Here is a 19,249-nt window from a genome sequence, read left to right as displayed (position 1 = left end):
ACAGACATGGCAAACACCATTCAAGTGGACGTGGTCTCGGCCGAAGAGCAGATCTTCTCCGGCCTGGCTACCTTCGTCGCGCTGCCGGGTGAAGCGGGTGAGCTGGGTATCTACCCACGCCACACCCCGCTGATCACGCGCATCAGGCCAGGTGCCGTCCGGATCCAGACGGCTGCCGGCGGCGAAGAGTTCGTCTTCGTCGCAGGCGGTATCCTCGAAGTGCAGCCGAACGGCGTGACCGTGCTGGCCGACACCGCGATCCGCGGTGGCGACCTGGACGAAGCGAAGGCACTGGAAGCAAAGAAGCAGGCCGAAGAGCTGATGCTGAACAAGGAGTCGAAGATCGACTACGCGAAAGCCCAGGCCGAAATGGCCGCGGCGATCGCGCAGCTGGCGGCGATCCAGAAGCTGCGTTCGCGAGGACGCTAAGCATCCGCTTTCGCGGTACAAGGAGGCAGCCTGCGGGCTGCCTTTTTTATGGGGGTCAGGTCTGACATTGTTTTTGCGCAAGTGCCTGTAACGAAGATGACGGCGCACGGTTAGCTGGCGCACGAGTGTGTGGGTGTTTTGGGCTTAGTATGGCCTCCTGTGCGTTGAGACAGCTCGAGCCGACCATGGCAAGCCCTCCAGACCATCGCGAACAGCAGCAAACCCTGCCGGCGGAAGACCGCTTCGGCCAAACCTTGTACCGCTTCCTCTTCTTCGACTGGCTGTTCCGCGACGTCAGCAGGGCGCGCAACCTGTACGAGCGCCACGCCGCGCGCGAGCATAACCGGCGCATGAGCCGCTACCTGCCGGTCTACATGCGGCGCTGGTCGGTGCTGGCCACCTTCGACTTCGCGCTCGGCTTCCTGTTCGAGCGCGTGCTGTCCGCCACTATGCTGTCGGCCCTGTTCTTCACCGGTACCTGCGTGACCATCACCGGCATCCTCGTGATGACCGTGATCTGGCTGTTCCTCGCCGCCCGCCTGCCTTGACCCCTGCCGGGGCGGTCCCGTTCGCCCCCGGATAGGCACCACTTGACCCATCCGAACGACCGCTGATCGGCTGCCGATTGCAGCCGGCCCGGCCCCGTACGTACAGTCACGGCACGCCATAACAAGAAAGGAATGCCGACCATGTTCATTCGTACCGCCATCTGTGCCGCCGCGCTGCTCCTCTGCACGCCGCAGGCCGCCTTCGCTGCCGACGCCAAGCAGGACAAGCCGCTCAGCAAGCGCGCCCTCGACGACCTGTCCTTCCGCCTGCACGCCACCGTCGCTCCCTATTTCCCCGCCGAGGCGCCAGGTGGCGTCGTCCTGGTCGTCAAGGATGGCCAGACCGTCCTGCGCCGCGCCTATGGCATGGCCGACACCACCAAGGGCGTGAAAATGGCGCCCGAAATGGCCATGCGCATCGGTTCGATGACCAAGCAGTTCACCGCCACCGGCATCCTGCTGCTGGCGGACGAAGGCAAGCTGTCGGTCGACGACGAGATCACCAAATACCTGCCGGACTACCCGACCCAGGGCAAGAAGATCACCATCGAACACCTGCTGACACACACCTCGGGCATCGTCAGCTATACCGGCAAGCCGGGCTTCCCGCAGCGCGCGCCGCAGGACATCACGGTGGCGGCCCAGATCGACTCGTTCAAGAACGACCCGCTGCAGTTCGAGCCGGGCAGCACCTGGCGCTACAACAATTCGGGCTACTACCTGCTCGGGGCCATTATCGAGAAGGTCTCCGGCCTGCCCTACCACCAGTTCCTGGAGCAGCGCATCTTCGTGCCCCTCGGGATGGAGCACACCGCCTACGAAGGCCACGAGCGCAGCGCGTGGCCGAGCGCCGCCGGCCATTCCCCGCTTGAAAAAGGGTTTGGCCCGGCCCGGCCGCTCGGCAAGAACCAGTCCTATGCTGCCGGCGAACTGATGTCGACCGTGGACGACCTGGCGAAATGGGATGCGGCCGTCGGCAAGAAGCTGCTCAAGCCGGCCACCTGGCAACGCGCCTTCACCTCCTACCGCCTGAGCGATGGCAAGGACAGCCACTACGGCTATGGCTGGGAGCTGACCCTGATCCAGGGCGAGCCGACCATTGGCCACAGCGGTTCGACCCGGGGCTTTCGCTCGTATGGCCTGCGCCTGCCCAACAAGGGCGTGTACGTGGCGGTGCTGACCAACGGCGACGCCGGCATGGTGGTGCCGGACGTTGTGGCGCGCAGGGCGGCCGCCGTCGCCATCGGCAAGCCGCTGCCGGAATTCCGCGAGGTGGCGCTCGATGCCGCGGCGCTGGACGCGGTGGCGGGCGTGTACAGCCTCGACAAGGATACGCAACGCGTCTTCCGCCGCGACGGCGAGTTCTTGTCGCTGCAGCGCGCCGGCCGCGGGCCCCTGGTCTTGAAGCCCATGTCGGCCAACGCGTTCTTCGTGCCGGATACGGCCGACTGGTTCGTGTTCCAGCGCGAGGGTGGCAACCCTGCCGGCAAGGTGACGGGCGTGACCTACCACCAGGACGGCAGGGCGCTGAAGCACGTGCGCAGCGGCGAGGCGCCGGCGCCGCGGATCGTGGCGAAGATCGCGGACGCCGCTTTTGACGCGCATGCCGGCCGCTACGAGATCCAGCCGGGCATGGTGTTCGAGGTGACGCGCGAGGGCAGCCGCTACTTCGTGCAGCCGACCGGCCAGCGCCGGGTCGAGATCTTCCCGCTGAGCGAAACCCGCTTCTTTTCGCGCGACGTCGATGCCGAGCTCAGTTTCGAGGGCCAGGCCTTGAGCTTCAAGCAGGGCAGCCGCAACTTTACCGGTCGCCGGATTTGACCGTCTGGGCCGGTTAAGCGGCCGTTTGTCGCCCGGTGTTTGCCGTCCAGGCAAGCCGGGCCTATTCTTGTCCAGCCCCTACAACAAGGAAAAGGACCGACCATGCTGCTTCGTACCGCCATTTGCGCCGCCGTGCTGCTGCTGTGCCATCCACAAGCTGCATTCGCCCAGGATGCCGTCACATCCGCGACCGCGGAGCAGGACCTGGCCAGCCGCATCGACGCCTTCATTGCGCCGTATTTCAAGGCCGACGCGCCCGGCGCCACGGTCATCGTGGTCAAGGACGGCAAGCCCGTGCTGCGTAAGGCCTACGGCATGGCCGATACCGCGAAAGGCGTGAGCATGCGTCCGGAGATGGCGCTGCGCCTCGGTTCCATCACCAAGCAGTTCACGTCGACCGCCATCCTGATGTTGGCGGAGGAGGGCAAGCTGTCGCTGGACGACGACATCACGAAGCACCTGCCGGACTACCCGGCCAAGGGAAAGAAGATCACGATCGAGCACCTGCTGACGCATACCTCGGGCATCCCCAGCTACACCGGCAAGCCGGGCTACATGCTCAACATGGCGCAGGACATGAGCGTTGCCCGGATGATCGACACCTTCAAGAACGATCCGCTCGAGTTCGAACCCGGCAGCCAGTACCGCTACAACAACTCGGGTTACTTCCTGCTCGGCGCGATCATCGAGAAGATCTCGGGCCAGACCTACGCCAGCTTCCTGGAGCAGCGCATCTTCAAACCGCTCGGCATGCACGACACCTATTACGAGGGCGTCAAGACCAGCAAGGCGCCGGTGGCGGCCGGCCATAGCCGCACCGAGAAGGGCTATGGCGCCGCCGCGCCGCTCAGCATGACCCAGCCCTATGCGGCCGGCTCGCTGGTGTCCACGGTGGACGACCTGGCGCGCTGGGATGCGGCGATCGCCGGAGGCCGCCTGCTCAAGCCTTCCAGCTGGGAGCGAGCGTTCACTTCGTACCGCCTGAGCGACGGCAAGGCCACGGGCTACGGCTATGGCTGGGAAGCCGGCAAGGTGCAGGGTGCGACCGCGATCGGCCACGGCGGCGGCATCAACGGCTTCGCGACGCATGCGCTGCGTTTCCCGGAGCAGAAGGTGTATGTCGCGGTGCTGACCAACAGCGACAGTGGGCCGGCCAATCCGGGCCTGGTGGCGCGCAAGGCGGCCGCCATCGCCATCGGCAAACCCTACCGCGAGTTCACGGAGGTGGCGCTGGACGGCGCGGCGCTCGACGCGGTCTCCGGCACCTACGAGATCGAGAAGGGCGTGCAGCGCGTGTTCCGCCGCAGCGCCGATGGCCTGGTGATGCAGCGCAGCGGCCGGCCGCCGGTAGCACTGAAGGCCGCGTCGGACAATAGCTTCTTCGTGCCGGGCGGCCTGGACTGGTTCGAATTCCAGCGTGACGCGGCGGGCAAGGTGACTGCCGTGACGCTGCACCAGGATGGCAATGCGCTGGTCAATCAACGTATCGGCGACGCGCCGGCCGGCCGCAAGGCGGTGAAGATCGCGAACGCGGCCTTCGATACCCGCGTCGGCCGCTACGAATTGGGTCCGGGCTTCGTGATGGAACTCAGCCGCGAGGGCGACCGCTATTTTGCCCAGGCCACCGGGCAGCCCAAGCTGGAGATCTTTGCGATGAGCGAGACCGTGTTCTTCTCGAACGACGTCGATGCCGAGATCAGCTTCGAACCGGCGGCCGGCCAGGGCTTCGTGCTGAAACAGGGTGGGCGCAACATCCCGGCGCGCAAGTTGTAAGGGCTCAGCGCCTGGCCTGCTCACCCGCCAGGCGCAGCGCCACCTTGTGGCGGAACCAGTCTTCCTTCACGTAGCGGTACAGGTTCGCACCCGGGCACACGGTTTTATCGGAGTGGTCGCGGTGGCTCTTGATGTCGTCCAGCGAGACCTTGTACCTGGCCGCCAGCAGCGCCATCAGGTCGACCACGGCCTCCAGCTGCTGCTGGTTCGGCTCCACTTCCTCGAAATTGCCGACCACTTCGATCAGGGCGTGGCCGCTCGGATCGTATTCGGTATTGGTATCGCCCGCGAAGTCGATGTTGCGCGCCTCGTAGATGCGGCCGTCGAGGTCGATGACGTAGTGGTAGGGGATGTCGAGCCAGCCCTTGCTGGCGCGCGACCACGACTGCAGGCGCCGCAGGTAGCCCTGCGGATCGGTGCCCGGCTTGAAGGGCTCGCCCTGGTGGTGCAGGGTGATCTGGCTGATGGTGTGGCGGCGCGCTTTCGACGCGTCGGCCGGGGTGCCGCCCCAGCTGGCGACGGGGACGATGGCGCGTTCGACCGCGGCCAGCGGTTCGGCCGCGTGAAGAGGCAGCGAGAGGGCCAGGGCGGTGAGAAAGGAGAGGGCGGTAGGGCGCATGCTTGGAATGGAAATCGGACGTGCCCGCATCTTTTCACGTTTGCACCCGCAACGCCAGCAATGATGCAAATCTGATAAGCTAGACACCAATCCACATCGAGCCAAGCCACCATGAGAAGCATTGCCCAGATCCTCAACGACAGCAAGACCATCGCCATCGTCGGCCTGTCGAACAAGCCCGACCGCGCCAGCAATGAAGTGGCCGCTTACTTGCAGCAAAACGGCTACCGCATCGTGCCGGTGAACCCGAGCTACGCCGGCGAGACCATCCTGGGCGAACAGGTATACGCCACGCTGCAGGAAGCGGCCGACGCCCTGGCAAGCAACGGCCAGCGGATCGACATCGTCGACTGCTTCCGCAAGTCCGAAGACATCCCGCCGATCGCACGCGAAGCGATCGCCGTGCGCGCCGGCTGCCTGTGGATGCAGCTGGACATCGAAAACCAGGCCGCCGCCGACCTGGCGCGCGCCGCCGGCCTCGACGTCGTCATGAACCACTGCATCAAGATCGAGCACCGCAGCCTGAACGCCGGCTGAACGGATATCGTCCGGGCGCCGCCGTCATCCGCCATCTTTACAGGCGGCGGCTGCGTTACAATCGTGGCATCACCAACCAGGGAACTCCCCGCCATGATCAAGACCACCGCCCTGCTGATCGCTGCCCTTGCCGCAGCCAGCGCTGCCCTTCCTGCCGCCGCACAGGCCACGTCCACGCCGGGCGCCCCGGCTGCCGCGCGCATGCCGATGAGCTGCCCCGCCATCCTCAAGCAGAACTTCAAGCGCCTGCAGGACGACACCCCGCAGGACCTGTGCCAGTACGCGGGCAAGGTGGTGCTGGTCGTGAACACGGCCAGCTACTGCGGCTTCACCAAGCAGTACGAAGGACTCGAGAAGCTGTACGCGAAGTACGGCGGGCGCGGCTTGGTGGTGCTGGGCTTCCCCTCCAACGACTTCGGCAAGCAGGAGCCGGGCAACGCGAAGGAGATCGCGGACTTCTGCTTCAACACCTATGGCGTCAAGTTCCCGATGTTCGCCAAGAGCGCGGTCACCGGTCCGGAAGCCAATCCGCTGCACGCCAGCCTCACCAAGGCGACCGGCCAGGCGCCGAAGTGGAACTTCACCAAGTACCTGATCGGCCGCGATGGCAAGGTGCTGGAACACTTCCCGAGCAAGGTGACGCCGGAAGACCCGGCCCTGGTCGGCAAGATCGAGCAGGCGCTCGCCATATAAGGCAGGGATCGAATAACCTTTCTGCCATTATGGTTATTTGATCCACATCAACGATTTTTTTGCGCTGCATCAATATTCTTCCTTTCGTTACCATGACGAAAGGAAGAAGAAATGAAAAGCTTGTTGAAGCCTGTGCTGGCGATCTCTCTCGCACTTGCCTGCGGCCAGGCCCTGGCACAGGAAAGCAACTGGATGGTGCGTGCGCGCGCCGTCCACATCGACCCGGCGAATGAATCCGCGCCCCTGGCCGGCAGCGGCGCCGCGGATCGCATTCACGTGGCCAGCAAGACCATCCCCGAAGTCGACATCTCCTACTTCTTCACGCCGCACCTGGCGGCCGAGCTGATCCTGACGTATCCACAGAAGCACGACGTCACCCTGGACGGCGCCCGCATCGGCAGCTTCCGCCACCTGCCGCCGACCCTGACGGCCCAATACCACTTCGCGCCGCAGTCGACGGTGAATCCTTACGTGGGCGCAGGCCTCAACTACACGCGCATCTCGCGCGTGAAGCTGCTGGACGGCGCGGCCGATCTCGAGAACGACAGCTGGGGCCTGGCCCTGCAGGCCGGCGTGGACATCCGCCTCGATGCGCGCTGGTCGCTGAACCTCGACGTGAAGAAAGTGAACATCCGCAGCGACCTGATGGTCGGCGGCGCGAAGGCAAGCGCAGTCAAGGTCGATCCGGTGCTGTTCGGCTTGGGGTTCGGTTACCGCTTCTGAAGCAGCTTACCCCTGCGGGTCGTCCAGCAGGACCGCCCGCAGCGGCCCGCGCAGCGCATTGCAGACGACGATGTCGTCCGCCTCCGCCAGCATCTCGCGCGTGATGAGCTGTTCGCTGGCGCGCCAGGCCGGCGCCTGGAGCAGCACCCCCCGCATCACGCCCGGCAGCAGGCCGCTCGACAAGGGCGGCGTGATCCACTCGCTGCCGAAACGCAGGAACACGCTGCTGCGTCCTCCCTCGGTCAGTTCCCCGCGCTCGTTGAAGAACAAGGCGTCAAAAGCCCCTTGCGCCTCGGCGGCGCGCCAGGCTGCATCGTAGCGGCTGCGCACGCTCGTCTTGTGGCGCAGGAAGATGTCGCCCGAATGGGTGCTTTCCTGCGCCAGCAGCAGCGCCACCGGCTCGCTCAAGGGCGTGATCGGCGCCGCCTGCACGGCTAGCTCGCCGCCGGGGGCCACCGCCAGGCGCAGCCGGTGCAGCCCGCCATGGGGCAGGGCCAGGGAGGCTTCGTTCAGGGCCGCGCGGGCGGCGCCATAATCGAACGGATAGCCGAAGTAGCGGCAGGACGCGGCCAGGCGATCGAGGTGCTGCTCGACGTGGCGGCAGCCGTCGTCCCAGGAAGCGCGCAGGGTTTCAAAAATCTCGAACTCGTTGGGCAGGCCGGTCAGGAAGCGTGCCTTGAGCTGGCACTCGGCGTATTCGGACGCCGCGTCGCTGTCGTACACGATGCCGGCGCCGACGCCCAGCTCTCCCTTGCGGGTGCCGCCCGCCGGTGCGCCCAGCGCCAGGGTGCGGATCGGGACCGACAGGCAGAAATCACCGAAGGCCTTGGCGCTGCCTGCCGCGGGTGGGTCGAACCAGCCGATCGCGCCGGTATAGATGCCGCGCGCGCTCGGCTCGAGTTCATGGATGATCTCCATGGTGCGGCGCTTCGGCGCGCCCGTGATCGAGCCGCAGGGGTAGAGCGCGGCGAATACGTCCTCCAGACTCGCATCCTCGCGCAGGTGCGCCTGCACGGTCGAGGTCATCTGCAGCACGCCGCCATAGCGGCGCACCTCGAACAGCGCCGGCACCTCGACGCTGCCGGTGGCGGCGACCCGCCCCAGGTCGTTGCGCAGCAGGTCGACGATCATCAGGTTCTCGGCGCGGTTCTTGGTGTCCAACGAGAGCGCCCGGGAGCGCTCCTCATCCACCGCATCGTCACCGCTGGCCGGCGCGGTGCCCTTCATCGGCCGCGCCAGCAGCTTGCCGGCCTCGTGGCGCACGAACAGCTCGGGCGAGAAGGACAAGACGGCGCCGCCGTCCGGCAGGGCCACCAGGGCGCCGTAGGGCACGCGCTGGCGCGCCCGCAGCCGCGCATACAGCTTGACCAGAGAACCGTAGGTGTCGAAACGCAGGCGGTAGGTGTAGTTCACCTGGTAGGTGTCGCCGGCGGCGATGTAGTCGCGGATGCGGCGGATCGCCTCGGTGAACGCCGCTTCGTCCACATTGGGCGCGATGCCGGCCACGCCCGCCAGTTCGCCCGCAGGCGCGCGGGTGGCGATCCAGGCCTCGACCTGGCTTGCGTCCAGGTGCTCGCACTGTTCGAACAGCAGCACCTGCGCCAGCGCGCCTTCCAACGGGTGCGCCGGGACGCCCTGGAGGTGCGCACCCAGCTCGTAGGTGAGCAGCGGCACCGCGTACAGGCCGCGTCCCAGTGCTTCCTGTAGTTCGCGCAGCAGCTGCGGCCAGCCGGCGGCGTCCGTGCAATACAGCGTGCCGGCGTGGCGGCTGTAGAGGCGCGAACGGGCCTCGCCGGTCGCCCCGGCGTCGTCCAGCAGCGCGAATACTTCCTGGGTGTCCATGATCGCCTGGCGCTTGTCCTTATGCCGCCAGCAGCAGCGACAGCTGCAGGGCCGTGCCTTCGGCCGGGTTCTGCTTGAAGCCGCTCTTGGCGAAGCGGTGCCAGCGTCCGGTTACGTAGCTCACCAGCAGACTGGCGCGCGCCGCGACGTCGGTCTCCAGGCCGTGGCCCTGGGTGACGGCGATCCGCAAGGCGCCCTTGAACGCCATTTCGATCCTGTCGTAGAACCCGTTCATGCGCAGCTGCAGGCGCTCGTCCTCGCCCACCAGCGCGTCGCCGATCAGCACCCGGGTCATGCCCGGGTTGTTGGCGGCGAAGGACAGCAGCATCTGCAGGATCGCATGCGCCTGGTGCACGCCGTCTTCCTCGCGTTCGGCGATCTGGTTGATCAGGCCGAAGACGCTCGACTCGATGAACTCGATCAGGCCTTCGTACATCTGCGCCTTGCTGGCGAAGTGGCGGTACAGCGCCGCCTCCGATACCGACAGGCGCGCCGCCAGCGCCGCCGTGGTGATCTTTTCGCCCTTCGGCTGCTCGAGCATCGAGGCCAGGGCCTGGAGGATTTGCAGCTTGCGCTGACCTGGCTTGGTTGCCATGTGATCCCTAGTTTGGTGTTGTTGTTGGTATTAGCGCAGCCGGTGCAGACGCGCCGGAAGCTGCCGCACGGATTTTACTTTGACATCGACGTAACCGGGGCGTTTCAGGGTCCGCGGCAGCGGTCCGATGCGCGGCCCGGCTTTTCCGATCGGGTCGCTCATGCGCAGGTATTGCGTCACCCAGACGGTGCGCAGTCCGAGGCGGCTGGCGCTTTTCAGGTTGGCCAGCGTGTCCTCGACCAGGATGCAGCGGCGCGCCGCCACGCCATGCTTGCGCAGCAGGCGGCGCAGCATCAGGCTCGAAGGCTTGGGGCGCAGCTGGCGGTGCACATGCATGTGCTCGATCGCGACGTGGTGGGCGAAGTGGCGGCTCAGGCCCAGGTGACGCATCACGTCGGTCGAGTAGCGCGTCGGCGCGTTGGTGAGCAGGATCTTGCGGCCCGGCAGGCGGCGCAGCAGCGTGCCCAGTCCCTTTTCCGCGCGCACCAGCTTGTCGAGGGCGCCGAGATCGTGCGTGACGTGCAGGAAGTCGGCCGCCGACACGCCGTGGTGGCGGATCATGCCGAGCAGGGTGGCGCCGTAGCGCTTCCAGTAGCCCAGGCGCGCCGCATCGACCTGCGCCTGGGTGGCGGGGGTGAGGTCGTCGCCCAGCACGCGCGCGATGTAGGTGTTCATGTTGGCACTGATGGCCGGGAAGATGGCATGCGAGGCATCGTGCAGGGTATTGTCGAGGTCGAACAGCCAGACGGGGGAGGGGAGGGTATGATTTGCCACGGTTCCGAATACAACAAGGGGAAATGAATGCGACGACGTCCGATTATAGTGGTGTTCCTCAGCTTGTTCTTGCTGGCCTTCCAGGCGCTGGCAGCCGAAGTAGGCACAGCGCGGGGCGCGCTGTTCAAGGCCACGGACAAGGGCAATACCTTGTACCTGTATGGCACCATGCACGTCGGCCGCGCCGACTTCTATCCCCTCGAGCCGCGCATCCGGGCGGCGGTCGCGGCCGCCCCCACGCTGGCGCTGGAAATCGACATGAAGGGCGATCCGGCCGCGATCGCGGCCGCCGTCCAGCAGCACGGCATGTTCCCGCCCGGCAGCCCGGGCTACGCGGGCCTGGCGCCCGAGCGTCGCGCGCGCATCGAAGCCGCGCTGCGCAAGCACGGGCTGGAGCCGGCCGCCGTGGCGCAGTTGAAGCCCTGGATGCTGGTAACCATGCTTGCCGTGTTCGAGACCGCCAAGCTGGGCTACGACCCGGCCCTGGGCGTCGACGACCACCTCGCCACGCTGGCGCGCCAGGGCAAGACCCGCATCGCCGAGCTCGAGACCATGCAGTACCAGGCCGGCCTGCTGAACCGCCTGTCGGACGAAGAACAGTGGCGCCTGCTGGAAGAAACCCTGGAAGACATGGCCTCGGGCCGCCAGCTGCGCGAAACGCGCGAGATGCTCGATGCCTACGAGCGCGCCGACCGCCGCGCGCAGGAAGACCTGATGCGGCGGGTGGAAAGCGACGACAGCCTGACCGGCAAGTTCACGCGCGACATCCTGCTCGACGAGCGCAACGGACCGATGGCGGACAAGGTAGCGGCGCTGCTGGCGCGCGAGGACAAGGCGGTGGTGGCGGTGGGCCTGCTGCACCTGCTGGGACAAGGCGGATTGCCCGAGCTGCTGCGCAAGCGCGGCATCAAGGTGGAGCGGATCTACTGAGGGAGGTGCTGCAGGAGGGAGGTGGTGCCCTTGACGTGGATTGAACACGTGGCCTCTCCCTTACCAAGGGAGTGCTCTACCACTGAGCTACAAGGGCATTTCCTTTTATTTTCTGTGGCGAAAATTTCCGCCACAAAAAATCAGTGAGACCGGATCATAGTGCCAAATGCCTGCTCGGTCAAGACTTCCAGCAACAAACTGTGCTCGATGCGTCCGTCGATGATGTGCACGGTATTGACGCCCGACTTGGCGGCATCCAGTGCCGACGAGATCTTCGGCAGCATGCCGCCCGAAATCGTGCCGTCTTCGAACATCTCGTCGATCTCGCGCGCCGACAGGTCGGTGACCAGGTTGCCTGCCTTGTCCTGCACGCCGGCGATGTTGGTCATCATGATGAGTTTTTCGGCCTTCAGGATCTCGGCGATCTTGCCGGCGACGACGTCGGCATTGATGTTGTAGGCCTGGCCGTCCTGGCCGAAGCCGATCGGCGAGATGATCGGGATGAAGGCGTCGTCCTGCAGCGCCTTGACGACGGCAGGGTTGATCGCCTCGATCTCGCCGACGAAACCGATGTCCAGGAATTCGCCCGGCTTTTCCTTGTCCGGCATCGACATGCGGCGTGCGCGGATCAGGCCACCGTCCTTGCCGGTGAGGCCCACGGCCTGGCCGCCGTAGTGGTTAATCAGCATGACGATGTCCTGCTGGACCTCGCCGCCCAGCACCCACTCGACCACTTCCATGGTTTCCTCGTCGGTGATGCGCATGCCCTGCACGAAGGTGCCCTGCTTGCCGATCTTTTTCAGCGCATTGTCGATCTGCGGACCGCCGCCGTGCACCACCACCGGATTCATGCCCACCAGCTTGAGCAGGATGACGTCGCGCGCGAAGCCGTGCTTCAGGCGTTCGTCGGTCATGGCGTTGCCGCCGTATTTGATGACGATGGTCTTGCCGTGGAAGTTGCGGATGTAGGGAAGCGCCTCGGCCAGGATCTGCGCCTTGATCTGCGGCGATACTTTCGTCAGATCATTGGGCTGGTCGTCGGTGTTCAGGCTGGTCAGAGTAGCGTTCATGGAGGGTCCAAATTAAATGTCGCAAGATTTTAAGGCAACAGGGTAGTACTTGTGCTGATTATATGGCGTCTTGTTGTATTTTATGGGCTCGATCCCCACCGTAAAGAACCATGAGTAGCGTTCCCACCCCGAGCACATGCAGCCGCTGTGGCGCCGAATTCGGCTGTGCCATGGTAACCGGCAGCGCTGAACCCTGCTGGTGCACGGCGCTGCCGCCCGCCGTGCCGGTGCCGCAGGAAGCCGTCGGCTGCTGGTGCCCGGCCTGCCTGCGCGCGCATATCGAGGCCGATGAGGCGAAGCGCCGCGCCGGTTGAGGTTCAACGGCGAGTGCGGAAAAAGCGCAGCATCTCCCGGCTCGCATCCGGTCCGCGCCCGTCGGTATAGCTGCCGCGTGCGCGTCCGCCCGACCAGGCATGGCCCGCCCCGTGGATCAGCCAGTGCTCGGCATGCACCGCCCCGTCCTCGCGGTGGTGCAGGGTGCGCGTGTAGGCATGGCCGTCGGGCACCCGTCCCGGCTCCGCGGCGCGGCGTGCCGCCTGGCGCGCGCCCTGGGCGATCAGTTCGTCGGCATTCGCCGGATGCACGGTGGTGTCCTGGTCGCCATGGAAGACGATGATCGGGAGCTGTCGTCCGGGCAGCTGGGCTTGCGCTTGCGCGCGCCGGAACTCGCCCTTCATGGCCGCCAGCGCCGAGGGCAGGTCGTGCGCCGATGCGAACGGCAGGCCCGAATGCACGCCCACGGCCGCGTACAGGTCCGGGTAGAGCGTGCCCATGATGGTCGCCATCGCGCCGCCGGCCGACAGGCCCGCCACGTACACCTGTTCCGGATCGACGGGGTACTGTTCCATGATCGCACGCGTCATGCCGGCGATGATCGCGGGTTCGCCCTGGTCGCGCTGCTGGTCGACCGCGTTGAACCAGTTCCAGCAGCGCGACGGGTTGGCCGCCTTGCTCTGCGCGGGATACAGCACCAGGCAGGGCGTTTCCTCAGCCAGCTCGTTCATGCCGGTGCCGTTGGCGAAATCCTCCGGATCCTGGGTGCAGCCATGCAGCATCACCAGGAGCGGCAGCGGCTTGCCGCCATTGCTGCCGGGGACATACAGCTTGTAGTCGCGGGTGCCGGCCGGGTTGGTGTGGCTGCCGTCGATGAACTTGCCGGGCAGGCTGACGCCGAGTTCCGCTTCGAAAGGATCGCTTGCCGCCGCCGCGGCCCCCACGCCGACGCTGCGCATCTGGCGCTGGGCTTCGCGCTGCAGGGCGCTGGCGCTCTTCAGCGTTTCCTGGATCATGGTGTCGGCCGCCGCCGGTCCCGTGTGCAGGAACGAGTGCACTGTCGAGCGGGTGGCGGCACGCATCTGCGCCATCAGTTTCTTGTTGAGCTTCATTGGCCCTCCTGTTCGTGCCATTGCTTGCAATCTCCCTGCGCAGGCTTACGGCAGCCTTGCAATGCGCTAAGCTGCGCCCATGCATCCCACTTTCCAGCCCGGCCTTCGCTTCGAATGGCACTACACCGTCCCGGAGCGCGCCAGCGTGCCCCAGCTTTACCACGATACCTTGTTTTGCCGCGATATGCCGGATGTGCTGGCCACCGGTTACCTTGTTGGCATGATGGAACTTGCCTGCTTGCACGGAATGATGCCCTACGTCGACTGGCCGCACGAGCAGAGCCTGGGGACCATGGTGAACTTCCGCCACCTGGCGCCGACGCCGCCGGGCATGCGGCTGACAATTCGAGGCGAAGTGCTGGAAGTCGAAGGACGGCGCGTGCACTTTCGGGTCGAAGCTTGGGACGAATTTGAAAAAGTGTGCGAAGGAACGCATGAGCGTTGTTTGATTGATACAGCACGCTTTGCCGAAAAACTGGCACGAAAGCAACAGGTGCGTGTCGATGTTGTAATTGACAAGCAATAAATCGATACCAGAATTACAATTGACCCTCTACCGGCATTTCTATAAGTAGAAAATGCCTTCTATTGCGTTCACTTTTTTCGAGTGTGTATGTTGAATTTCCAACAGGCTGAACCAGTGTCTGCCGCCGTGCCGCTGGTCGTTGATCTCGACGGCACCCTGACCCTGACCGATACGCTGGTCGAGTCCGTCGTACTGCTGGCCCGGCAATCGCCATCCAGCCTTCTGCGCCTGCCTTTCTGGCTGCTACGCGGCCGTGAAGCGCTCAAATCCGAAATCGCGCGTCGCGTCGACCTGCCGGCGGCGCAGCTGCCCTATCGCGAAGAGCTGCTCGATTACCTGCGCGCCGAAAAGGCGGCTGGCCGCGAGATCGTGCTGGCCACGGCGGCGCACCGCAAGATCGCCGATGGCGTTGCCGCCCACCTCGGTCTGTTCGACCGGGTATTGGCCACCGACGAGACGCGCAACCTGAAGGGATCCAACAAGCTGGCCGCGATCCGCGAAGAAGTCGGACCTGAGTTTGCCTACGCCGGCGACAGTCCGGCCGACCTCGCGGTATGGAAAGGCGCTCAAGCGGCGCTGCTGGTCGGTGCGTCCGGATCGCTGGCGCGCCAGGTGCGCAGGGAACACGTGGTCGAGAAGGAGTTTGCCCGTCCCGCCGCCGGGCTGCGAGTGTGGCGCAAGGCCCTGCGCATGCACCAGTGGGCCAAGAACGTCCTGCTATTCGTGCCGATGCTTACCGCGTTCTCGTTCGCACCAGCCGACATCATTACTATGCTGCTGGCTTTCCTGTGCTTCTCGCTGGCAGCTTCGGCGACCTACATCGCCAACGACCTGTGGGACCTTAACAACGATCGCCAGCATCCCCGCAAGCGCCTGCGCCCCTTCGCCAGCGGCGTGCTGTCTATCCCCTCGGGTATCGCGGCCGCGATCGGCCTGATGGCCGTTGCTTTCGGGCTCGCTATTCTGGGTGTCAACGCGGGCTTCGCCGCCATGCTGCTGGCCTACGTCGTCATGACCACGACTTACAGCTGGAGCCTGAAGGAATACGTGCTGGTGGACGTCATGGCGCTGTCGATCCTCTATACCATGCGCATCGTCACCGGCTCGGTAGCGGTGGGTATCGAAACCAGCTCCTGGCTGCTGGCCTTCTCACTGTTCGTCTTCCTCAGCCTGGCGCTGGTCAAGCGTTGTTCCGAGCTCAAGGCCCTGCAGGGCAGCGGCGGCAACAGTACACGCGGGCGCGACTACCGTGTCAGTGACCTGGCCGTGCTGTGGCCGATGGGCCTGGCCTCGGCAATGTCGGCGGTGGTAGTGTTCGGCCTCTACATCCACGCACCCGAAACCCAGGCACGCTACGCCACCCCCACGCTGCTATGGGCTGCCGTGGCGCTGCTGATCTACTGGCTCGGACGCTTGTGGATCAAGACCGGGCGCGATGAAATGGACGACGACCCGGTCCTGTATGCGCTCAAAGACCGCGGCAGCCGGCTGGTCGTGATCGCGATGGGCGTGGTCATGGGCTGTGCCTACTTCTTCGACTCGGCTGCGATCTTCTGATGTCCCTGCCGCAAAAACCGCCGGTGCCGAGTGCACCGGAGCTGCAACGCCCCGTCCCTTCCCCCTGCATCAACGTGTGCCAGATGGAGCACGCCACCGGCCTGTGCCGGGGCTGCCTGCGCACGATCGAGGAGATCGTCGCCTGGGGCAGCGCCGGCGACGACTACAAGCGCGCCGTGTGGGCCGAGATCCGGCGCCGCGAAGCCGAGATCGACTGGGGCTGAGGTGGACCTGCGCCTGCCGCCGTCGATCCACGTCTTCGAGCGCGGCTGGCTCTCGTCCAACAACATCCTGTTCACCGGCGCCGATGACACGGCGCTGGTCGACAGCGGCTACGTGACGCATGCGGCGCAGACCCTGGCGCTGGTGCGCCAGGTGCTCGGTTCCCTCCCGCTCGACCGCCTGCTCAACACCCACCTGCACTCCGACCACTGCGGCGGCAACGCCCTGCTGGCGCATACCTATGGCTGCCGGGTCGCGATCCCGGCACTGGACGCCCCCAAGGTGGCGGCATGGGACGAGGACGCGCTCAGCTACCGCGCCACCGGCCAGCAGTGCGCGCGCTTCGGTTTCGATGCCACCCTGGCGCCGGGCGATATCTTGATGCTTGGTGATCTGCGCTGGCAGCTCCTGGCGGCGCCCGGGCACGACCCGCATGCGCTGCTGTTCTTCTGCGAAGCGGAAGGCATCCTCATTTCCGGTGACGCGCTGTGGGAAAACGGCTTCGGCGTGGTGTTTCCGGAACTGGCGGGCGAGCCGGGCTTCGACGAGGTCGGCGCGACCCTCGACCTGATCGCCACCCTGGATGCGCGCGTGGTCATTCCCGGCCATGGCGCGGTGTTCGGCGACGTGCCGGGGGCGCTGGCGCGGGCGCGGACGCGCCTGGACTACCTGAGCGCCGATCCGCTGCGCAATGCGCAGAACGCGGTCAAGGTGCTGCTGAAATTCCTGCTGCTGGAGCGGCGAACGCTGGCGCTGGCCGCGCTCCCTGGCCTGCTGGCGTCGATCCCGCTGGTGGAGCGGGTGCGCACCGGGGTGCTGGCGATGGCCAAGGACGAACTGGCGCAGTGGGCCTGCGCGGCACTGGTGCGCGCCGGCGCCGCCCGCATCGATGGCGACGCCTTGACCGACGTTTAGAGGCAAAAATCTAGCACGATCGTTCTTTTTTCAGGGCTATAATGCCCGGAGACCCTTCCTCCAACAACTTGACGAGCAAAAGCCTTCCATGACGCTGCCCCCCGTGCTGCAAGACCTGTCCCTCCCTGTCATCGCTTCGCCGATGTTCATCGCCAGCGGTCCCGCGCTGGTGGCGGCCCAGTGCAAGGCCGGCATTGTCGGCTCCTTCCCCGCCCTGAACGCGCGCCCGGCCGAGCTGCTGGACACCTGGCTGACGGACCTGCAGCGCGAACTGGCCGCCTACCAGGAGGCCAATCCGGGCGTGAAGGTCGGCCCGATCGCGGTGAACCAGATCGTGCACGCCTCGAACGACCGCCTGGCGCACGACGTCGAGGTCTGCGTGAAGCACCAGGTGCCGATCATCATCTCTTCGTTGCGCGCGCCGCCGAAGGAGATGCTCGATGCGGTGCACGCCTACGGCGGCATCGTGATGCACGATGTGGTCTCGATCCGCCACGCGGAAAAGGCACTGGAGGCCGGCGTGGACGGCCTGATCCTGGTGGCGGCCGGCGCCGGCGGCCATGCGGGCGCACTGTCGCCCTTCGCGCTGGTGGGCGAGGTGCGCAAGTTCTTCAAGGGGCCGATCGCGCTGTCTGGCTCGATCGCCACCGGCGACGCGATCCTCGCGGCCCAGGCCATGGGCGCCGACTTCGCCTACATCGGCTCGCGCTGGCTGGCAACGAAGGAATCGAACGTCAGCGACGCCTACCGCGACGCGATCGTGGAATCGGCGGCAGCCGATGTGGTGTACACCAACCTGTTCACTGGCGTGCACGGCAACTACCTGAAGAAATCGATCGTCGCCGCCGGGCTCGATCCGGACAACCTGCCGGAATCGGACAAGAGCAAGATGAGTTTTGGCGCGGGCAGCGCCAAGGCCTGGCGCGACATCTGGGGCGCCGGCCAGGGCGTGGGCCTGATGGACGACGTGCCGAGCGTGGCCGAGATGGTCGAGCGCCTGAAGGCGGAGTACGCGGCGGCGCGTGCGCGCCTTCAGCTGAGTTGAATCGTAGGGTGGACGGCTTCGCCGTCCGCGCGTTCATATCCCGGTCGAGCAAATGCTGCGGCTATTCTTCAGCTGGTTGAACGCGCGGTCGGCAGAGCCGACCACCCTACAACATCAATCCAGGCGTTTCGCGTCGGGAGTAGGGAACGGAGGCGCCGGTTCGTTCGCCGCGCTCAGGTCGTCCTGGTTGATCGACCACAGCCCCGGCAGGTTGCGCCAGTAGTTGTACACGTCCATGCCGAAGCCGACCACGAACTCGTCCGGCAGCGTCAGGCCGACCAGGTCGGCCTTGATCGGCTTGGCGCGTTTCAAATCCTTGTCGGCGAACACCGCGACGACCACTTCGGCCGCGCCCATGTCAAGCAGGCGCTGCTTCACGTGGGCGAGGGTCTCGCCTTCGTCGAGGATGTCGTCGACCACGACGATGGTGCGGCCCGCCACGTCCTGGCGCGGGATGACCTTCCACACGATCTGGCCGCCGCGGTCGGCGTCGCCGTAGCGGCTCACGTGGATGTAGTCGAATTCGAGCGGGAAGTCGAGCTGCGGCAGCAGGTGGCCGGTGAACACGACGGCGCCGCCCATTACGCCCAGCACCAGCGGGAAGGTCTTCTCGTCGGGATTGCCGAAGCGCTTGTTCAGCTCGGTGGCGACGCGCGCCACCGCGGCTTGCACTTCCTCGGGCGTGACGATCTGGGTGGCGTTGGCAAGCAGCGCGCGGGCGCGGTCATGGTGGTAGTCTTGCATGTCGTTCTGTCTCTGGTGTCGGGATGGCGCTGCGATTATGCGCCAATCGGGTAGGCGGGCGCGTTCCTGTTGGAATCAGGCGCCCTGGATCTCACGCTGCAGCTTGCGGGTGAGCTTGGCGAAAACGAGCTCATACGAGCGGCGCAGCAGGGCTGTGAACTCCTCGTCGTCGAGCCGGGCCTCCGGCGTCACGAAGACCCACTTGGCGCGCGCCAGGTAGGGGGCAGGGAGGATGCCGGGGCGGTCGGTCAGTTCGAGGAAGCGCTCGTCGTCGGCCTTCAGGCTGAAGCCGGTCGAGGGGCCGTCCTTGTTGGTGACGGCAAACATCTTGGCGCCCACCGAAAAGACGGTGTCGTGCTCCCACTTGGTGTCTTCAGTGCAGCCGGGGAAGCTGCGGCAGAGTGCCTTTGCCGCTTCAAAATCCATTCTGTCTCCTGTGCCGGCGTGTGCGCCGGTCGTTTGTTCGTCTCGGACAACATTGTAACGCGCCGTTCGGCGTAT

General features: G+C 65.8%; 22 protein-coding genes and 1 tRNA gene. 14 read left to right on the top strand and 9 right to left on the bottom strand.

Annotation, left to right across the window (positions count from 1 at the left end; translation table 11 throughout):
• The first annotated feature begins 6 nt into the window (after positions 1 to 6).
• From YWC_RS0106480 to YWC_RS0106465, 4 genes are all read left to right on the top strand, one after another.
• A complete protein-coding gene (locus YWC_RS0106480) occupies positions 7 to 429 on the top strand; it encodes a F0F1 ATP synthase subunit epsilon (RefSeq protein ID WP_027864639.1) in 423 nt (140 codons plus the stop codon).
• Positions 430 to 614: 185 nt separating this feature from the next.
• The gene (locus tag YWC_RS0106475) at positions 615 to 977 is read left to right on the top strand and encodes a hypothetical protein (protein WP_084416333.1); all 363 of its coding nucleotides are present in this window, start codon (positions 615 to 617) and stop codon (positions 975 to 977) included.
• Positions 978 to 1,118: 141 nt separating this feature from the next.
• Positions 1,119 to 2,798 carry a serine hydrolase gene (locus tag YWC_RS28535; RefSeq protein ID WP_169728093.1) on the top strand — a complete coding sequence of 560 codons (1,680 nt, stop codon included), beginning with the start codon at positions 1,119 to 1,121 and terminating at the stop codon, positions 2,796 to 2,798.
• A 102-nt stretch (positions 2,799 to 2,900) separates the two neighbouring features.
• Positions 2,901 to 4,571: a serine hydrolase gene (locus YWC_RS0106465; RefSeq protein WP_027864637.1), complete on the top strand. Its 1,671-nt coding sequence runs from the start codon at positions 2,901 to 2,903 to the stop codon at positions 4,569 to 4,571.
• Positions 4,572 to 4,575: 4 nt separating this feature from the next.
• On the opposite strand, the gene YWC_RS0106460 is transcribed toward YWC_RS0106465, so the two are convergent.
• A complete protein-coding gene (locus YWC_RS0106460) occupies positions 4,576 to 5,190 on the bottom strand; it encodes a peptidoglycan recognition protein family protein (RefSeq protein WP_027864636.1) in 615 nt (204 codons plus the stop codon).
• A 111-nt stretch (positions 5,191 to 5,301) separates the two neighbouring features.
• Here YWC_RS0106460 and YWC_RS0106455 point away from each other — a divergent pair, with 111 nt between their 5' ends.
• The 3 genes from YWC_RS0106455 to YWC_RS0106445 all read left to right on the top strand — a co-directional run bounded on the left by YWC_RS0106455 (position 5,302) and on the right by YWC_RS0106445 (position 7,143).
• On the top strand, positions 5,302 to 5,727 hold the full coding sequence (locus YWC_RS0106455) for a CoA-binding protein (protein WP_027864635.1): 426 nt from the start codon (positions 5,302 to 5,304) through the stop codon (positions 5,725 to 5,727).
• A gap of 93 nt (positions 5,728 to 5,820) precedes the next feature.
• A complete protein-coding gene (locus tag YWC_RS0106450) occupies positions 5,821 to 6,420 on the top strand; it encodes a glutathione peroxidase (protein WP_027864634.1) in 600 nt (199 codons plus the stop codon).
• A gap of 111 nt (positions 6,421 to 6,531) precedes the next feature.
• A complete protein-coding gene (locus YWC_RS0106445) occupies positions 6,532 to 7,143 on the top strand; it encodes an OmpW/AlkL family protein (RefSeq protein WP_027864633.1) in 612 nt (203 codons plus the stop codon).
• A 6-nt stretch (positions 7,144 to 7,149) separates the two neighbouring features.
• Here the strand turns inward: YWC_RS0106445 and pabB are convergent, their stop codons facing one another.
• The 3 genes from pabB to YWC_RS0106430 are packed head-to-tail and all read right to left on the bottom strand — an operon-like array spanning position 7,150 to position 10,354.
• A complete protein-coding gene (gene pabB / locus YWC_RS0106440; RefSeq protein ID WP_027864632.1) occupies positions 7,150 to 8,985 on the bottom strand; it encodes an aminodeoxychorismate synthase component I in 1,836 nt (611 codons plus the stop codon).
• 19 nt (positions 8,986 to 9,004) lie between these two features.
• Positions 9,005 to 9,580 (bottom strand): nucleoid occlusion factor SlmA, encoded by a 576-nt coding sequence (slmA, locus tag YWC_RS0106435; RefSeq protein WP_027864631.1) that lies wholly within the window; start codon positions 9,578 to 9,580, stop codon positions 9,005 to 9,007.
• Between the two features lie 30 nt (positions 9,581 to 9,610).
• On the bottom strand, positions 9,611 to 10,354 hold the full coding sequence (locus YWC_RS0106430) for a pyrimidine 5'-nucleotidase (protein WP_027864630.1): 744 nt from the start codon (positions 10,352 to 10,354) through the stop codon (positions 9,611 to 9,613).
• A gap of 27 nt (positions 10,355 to 10,381) precedes the next feature.
• Here YWC_RS0106430 and YWC_RS0106425 point away from each other — a divergent pair, with 27 nt between their 5' ends.
• Positions 10,382 to 11,284, top strand: a complete 903-nt coding sequence (locus tag YWC_RS0106425) for a TraB/GumN family protein (RefSeq protein WP_027864629.1) — start codon at positions 10,382 to 10,384, stop codon at positions 11,282 to 11,284.
• A 22-nt stretch (positions 11,285 to 11,306) separates the two neighbouring features.
• Here the strand turns inward: YWC_RS0106425 and YWC_RS0106420 are convergent.
• Positions 11,307 to 11,381: transfer RNA gene (locus YWC_RS0106420), tRNA-Thr, on the bottom strand.
• 43 nt (positions 11,382 to 11,424) lie between these two features.
• Complete coding sequence (gene argB / locus YWC_RS0106415) at positions 11,425 to 12,354, bottom strand: acetylglutamate kinase (protein ID WP_051306276.1); 930 nt, start codon at positions 12,352 to 12,354, stop codon at positions 11,425 to 11,427.
• Between the two features lie 110 nt (positions 12,355 to 12,464).
• On the opposite strand from argB, the gene YWC_RS0106410 reads away from it, so the two are divergent.
• Complete coding sequence (locus tag YWC_RS0106410) at positions 12,465 to 12,668, top strand: cysteine-rich CWC family protein (protein ID WP_027864627.1); 204 nt, start codon at positions 12,465 to 12,467, stop codon at positions 12,666 to 12,668.
• A gap of 3 nt (positions 12,669 to 12,671) precedes the next feature.
• Here the strand turns inward: YWC_RS0106410 and YWC_RS0106405 are convergent, their stop codons facing one another.
• The gene (locus tag YWC_RS0106405) at positions 12,672 to 13,739 is read right to left on the bottom strand and encodes an extracellular catalytic domain type 1 short-chain-length polyhydroxyalkanoate depolymerase (protein WP_027864626.1); all 1,068 of its coding nucleotides are present in this window, start codon (positions 13,737 to 13,739) and stop codon (positions 12,672 to 12,674) included.
• A gap of 79 nt (positions 13,740 to 13,818) precedes the next feature.
• Here YWC_RS0106405 and YWC_RS0106400 point away from each other — a divergent pair, with 79 nt between their 5' ends.
• The 5 genes from YWC_RS0106400 to YWC_RS0106380 all read left to right on the top strand — a co-directional run bounded on the left by YWC_RS0106400 (position 13,819) and on the right by YWC_RS0106380 (position 18,004).
• Complete coding sequence (locus YWC_RS0106400) at positions 13,819 to 14,265, top strand: thioesterase family protein (RefSeq protein ID WP_027864625.1); 447 nt, start codon at positions 13,819 to 13,821, stop codon at positions 14,263 to 14,265.
• An 87-nt stretch (positions 14,266 to 14,352) separates the two neighbouring features.
• Entirely contained in the window at positions 14,353 to 15,822 is a 1,470-nt protein-coding gene (locus tag YWC_RS0106395) for a UbiA family prenyltransferase (RefSeq protein WP_051306275.1), read from the top strand.
• A complete protein-coding gene (locus YWC_RS0106390) occupies positions 15,822 to 16,046 on the top strand; it encodes a DUF1289 domain-containing protein (RefSeq protein WP_051306274.1) in 225 nt (74 codons plus the stop codon). The genes YWC_RS0106395 and YWC_RS0106390 overlap by 1 nt, the downstream gene beginning before the upstream one ends.
• Position 16,047: 1 nt before the next feature.
• On the top strand, positions 16,048 to 16,959 hold the full coding sequence (locus tag YWC_RS0106385) for an MBL fold metallo-hydrolase (RefSeq protein WP_027864622.1): 912 nt from the start codon (positions 16,048 to 16,050) through the stop codon (positions 16,957 to 16,959).
• A gap of 88 nt (positions 16,960 to 17,047) precedes the next feature.
• Positions 17,048 to 18,004 carry an NAD(P)H-dependent flavin oxidoreductase gene (locus YWC_RS0106380; protein ID WP_027864621.1) on the top strand — a complete coding sequence of 319 codons (957 nt, stop codon included), beginning with the start codon at positions 17,048 to 17,050 and terminating at the stop codon, positions 18,002 to 18,004.
• 114 nt (positions 18,005 to 18,118) lie between these two features.
• On the opposite strand, the gene YWC_RS28530 is transcribed toward YWC_RS0106380, so the two are convergent.
• Entirely contained in the window at positions 18,119 to 18,748 is a 630-nt protein-coding gene (locus YWC_RS28530; RefSeq protein WP_051306273.1) for a hypoxanthine-guanine phosphoribosyltransferase, read from the bottom strand.
• 75 nt (positions 18,749 to 18,823) lie between these two features.
• Positions 18,824 to 19,174, bottom strand: coding sequence for an MmcQ/YjbR family DNA-binding protein (locus YWC_RS0106370; RefSeq protein ID WP_027864620.1), 351 nt, complete (start codon positions 19,172 to 19,174; stop codon positions 18,824 to 18,826).
• Positions 19,175 to 19,249 lie beyond the last annotated feature (75 nt).

This window comes from Massilia alkalitolerans DSM 17462, assembly GCF_000427785.1.
Lineage (GTDB): Bacteria > Pseudomonadota > Gammaproteobacteria > Burkholderiales > Burkholderiaceae_D > Telluria > Telluria alkalitolerans.
Note: the sequence above shows the minus strand (reverse complement) of the source record. Positions and strands in the feature narration are given on the sequence as shown.

Excerpts from the sequence above, each read along its gene's own strand:
- YWC_RS0106450 (WP_027864634.1), top strand. The coding sequence starts at position 5,821 with ATGATCAAGACCACCGCCCTGCTGATCGCTGCCCTTGCCGCAGCCAGC.
- YWC_RS0106395 (WP_051306275.1), top strand. The coding sequence starts at position 14,353 with ATGTTGAATTTCCAACAGGCTGAACCAGTGTCTGCCGCCGTGCCGCTG.
- slmA (WP_027864631.1), bottom strand. The coding sequence starts at position 9,580 with ATGGCAACCAAGCCAGGTCAGCGCAAGCTGCAAATCCTCCAGGCCCTG.
- YWC_RS0106455 (WP_027864635.1), top strand. The coding sequence starts at position 5,302 with ATGAGAAGCATTGCCCAGATCCTCAACGACAGCAAGACCATCGCCATC.
- YWC_RS0106405 (WP_027864626.1), bottom strand. The coding sequence starts at position 13,739 with ATGAAGCTCAACAAGAAACTGATGGCGCAGATGCGTGCCGCCACCCGC.
- YWC_RS0106410 (WP_027864627.1), top strand. The coding sequence starts at position 12,465 with ATGAGTAGCGTTCCCACCCCGAGCACATGCAGCCGCTGTGGCGCCGAA.
- YWC_RS0106400 (WP_027864625.1), top strand. The coding sequence starts at position 13,819 with ATGCATCCCACTTTCCAGCCCGGCCTTCGCTTCGAATGGCACTACACC.
- YWC_RS0106390 (WP_051306274.1), top strand. The coding sequence starts at position 15,822 with ATGTCCCTGCCGCAAAAACCGCCGGTGCCGAGTGCACCGGAGCTGCAA.
- YWC_RS0106475 (WP_084416333.1), top strand. The coding sequence starts at position 615 with ATGGCAAGCCCTCCAGACCATCGCGAACAGCAGCAAACCCTGCCGGCG.
- argB (WP_051306276.1), bottom strand. The coding sequence starts at position 12,354 with ATGAACGCTACTCTGACCAGCCTGAACACCGACGACCAGCCCAATGAT.
- YWC_RS28535 (WP_169728093.1), top strand. The coding sequence starts at position 1,119 with ATGTTCATTCGTACCGCCATCTGTGCCGCCGCGCTGCTCCTCTGCACG.
- YWC_RS0106465 (WP_027864637.1), top strand. The coding sequence starts at position 2,901 with ATGCTGCTTCGTACCGCCATTTGCGCCGCCGTGCTGCTGCTGTGCCAT.
- YWC_RS0106370 (WP_027864620.1), bottom strand. The coding sequence starts at position 19,174 with ATGGATTTTGAAGCGGCAAAGGCACTCTGCCGCAGCTTCCCCGGCTGC.
- YWC_RS0106480 (WP_027864639.1), top strand. The coding sequence starts at position 7 with ATGGCAAACACCATTCAAGTGGACGTGGTCTCGGCCGAAGAGCAGATC.
- YWC_RS0106460 (WP_027864636.1), bottom strand. The coding sequence starts at position 5,190 with ATGCGCCCTACCGCCCTCTCCTTTCTCACCGCCCTGGCCCTCTCGCTG.
- pabB (WP_027864632.1), bottom strand. The coding sequence starts at position 8,985 with ATGGACACCCAGGAAGTATTCGCGCTGCTGGACGACGCCGGGGCGACC.
- YWC_RS0106445 (WP_027864633.1), top strand. The coding sequence starts at position 6,532 with ATGAAAAGCTTGTTGAAGCCTGTGCTGGCGATCTCTCTCGCACTTGCC.
- YWC_RS28530 (WP_051306273.1), bottom strand. The coding sequence starts at position 18,748 with ATGCAAGACTACCACCATGACCGCGCCCGCGCGCTGCTTGCCAACGCC.
- YWC_RS0106380 (WP_027864621.1), top strand. The coding sequence starts at position 17,048 with ATGACGCTGCCCCCCGTGCTGCAAGACCTGTCCCTCCCTGTCATCGCT.
- YWC_RS0106425 (WP_027864629.1), top strand. The coding sequence starts at position 10,382 with ATGCGACGACGTCCGATTATAGTGGTGTTCCTCAGCTTGTTCTTGCTG.